This window comes from Dietzia sp. SYD-A1, from assembly GCF_015356725.1.
Taxonomy (GTDB): Bacteria; Actinomycetota; Actinomycetes; order Mycobacteriales; family Mycobacteriaceae; genus Dietzia.
Window position 1 is genome coordinate 1 of sequence record NZ_JADDKI010000323.1, and the last position, 1556, is coordinate 1556.

Sequence of the window (1556 nt, forward strand, 5' to 3'; positions counted from 1 at the left end):
AGCCGGTGCCCGCCGACGCGGTGGTCATGCTCGCCGGCGCTGACGACGGCCGGCACGCCCACGCCCGCGAGCTGGTGGAGGCCGGGTTCGCCGACACGCTGCTGGTGTCCAACCCGGGAGGCAATTCGGAGCGCATCGCCCGACGGCTGTGTACGGGCGCGGGCCGCCCGGCCGGTGCGGAGGTGGTCTGTGTCGCTCCCGAACCGCGGACCACATGGGGTGAGGCGCAGGCGGTCGCCGCGATCGCCCGGGCCCGGGGGTGGGAGCGGATCCTCGTCGTCACCAATCGCCCCCACACCCTGCGGGCCGGTCAGTGGATGCGCGCGGCGACCGGGGTCGATGTGCGGATGACGCCGATCGAGCGCATCGACTGGCCGATGCTCCCGGTGCACCTGGTCTGGGAGATCGCGGGGTTCGCCAAGGGCCGGATCAACGGCCACTGGTAGCGGCTACTGGTAGCGGCCCGAGGTGACGGCCACGGGTCGTGGTCCCCGGGAGCGCCAGCTCAGGCCGGTCGCGCCCTCATGGCCGACGGCGCGGCGATGGGCGCGCGGGTGGTGAGCATCGGCGCCCCCAGGCCCTCGTGCGCCCGGGTGATGCGGCCGAAGACGGCGGCGCGGTCCATGGGGCGGTGGGGGAGGTCGAGGGCCCGACGGACGTCGGACGGCACGAGGCTCGTGGCGGCGTGGACCACCGTGACACACGACCGGTGGGCGGTCACGGACGTCCTCTCCAGGCCCCTGCACTCGCGCGCCGTCTCGCGCAGCCGTGTCGCGACGCTCCGGCCGGCGGTGGTCGCACGGGCGCGATCCCGGGAGGAACGGAGCAGTTGCTCGAGTTCGCGGACCGTGGTGGGCGAGACCCGGCAGCCGAGCAGGTGCGCGACGCCGGCCGTCTGGCAGACGTACCGGTCGGACTCGGCCGGGGTGAGCGGCCGCGCGGCGAAGCGTTGGTAGGCCGCGAGAAGGGCCCATGTGGTGGCGGCGTGCGCCCACTCCACGAGCTCGGGGTCCGAACCGTAGTAGTACTGACCGTGCTCGGTGGTCCCCGAGAACGCGCGGTCGCGGTGGGAGTTCTCGATCGTCACCATCGCGTCGTCGACCGTGCCGAACGTGGTGATCTCGATGAGGTCGTGCAGGTAGGCGTCCACGGACCAGGGGTCGTCGACCGCGTCCGCGGCGGCGAACGTGGAGGCGTAGGCCGGGTTGGCCGCCAGCATGAGCAGGCCGGTGGTCACCCCGATCGGGGTCGCCGCGTCGCCGTGGACACGCCAGATGGGATCGCCCTCGCCGAACCACCGGGGCCCCGGGATGTCCAGGATCGAGCACACAGGGGTATCCGCCGCACCGCGTGGGGCAAGTGGTGACATGGGCACGCCCTGGGGTAGTTGCGCCGTGTGTGACGGCCGGTTGAGTCCTGACGAAGACTGTAACTCCCGTCCCGCCTGTCGGCCGGTATTCCCTGGGGGCGGGCTGAGAAAATCCCGTGAACGTAGGGCGGGGACACGGCCTCTAGGCTGGCAGTGCACACCCGAGAGCCCCGAACCGCACCAGGAG

Annotated in this window: 2 protein-coding genes; one reads left to right on the top strand and one right to left on the bottom strand. The window is 72.8% G+C overall.

Annotated features, from left to right (window positions below; translation table 11 throughout):
* Positions 1-446: YdcF family protein (locus IY392_RS12930; protein WP_194861436.1), on the top strand; the 446-nt coding region annotated here is incomplete at its 5' end.
* Between the two features lie 59 nt (positions 447-505).
* Here the strand turns inward: IY392_RS12930 and IY392_RS12935 are convergent.
* Positions 506-1369 (bottom strand): oxygenase MpaB family protein, encoded by an 864-nt coding sequence (locus tag IY392_RS12935; protein ID WP_228549377.1) that lies wholly within the window; start codon positions 1367-1369, stop codon positions 506-508.
* Positions 1370-1556: the final 187 nt, after the last annotated feature.

Coding starts and splice junctions, on each gene's coding strand:
- IY392_RS12935 (WP_228549377.1), bottom strand. CDS start 1,369: ATGTCACCACTTGCCCCACGCGGTGCGGCGGATACCCCTGTGTGCTCG.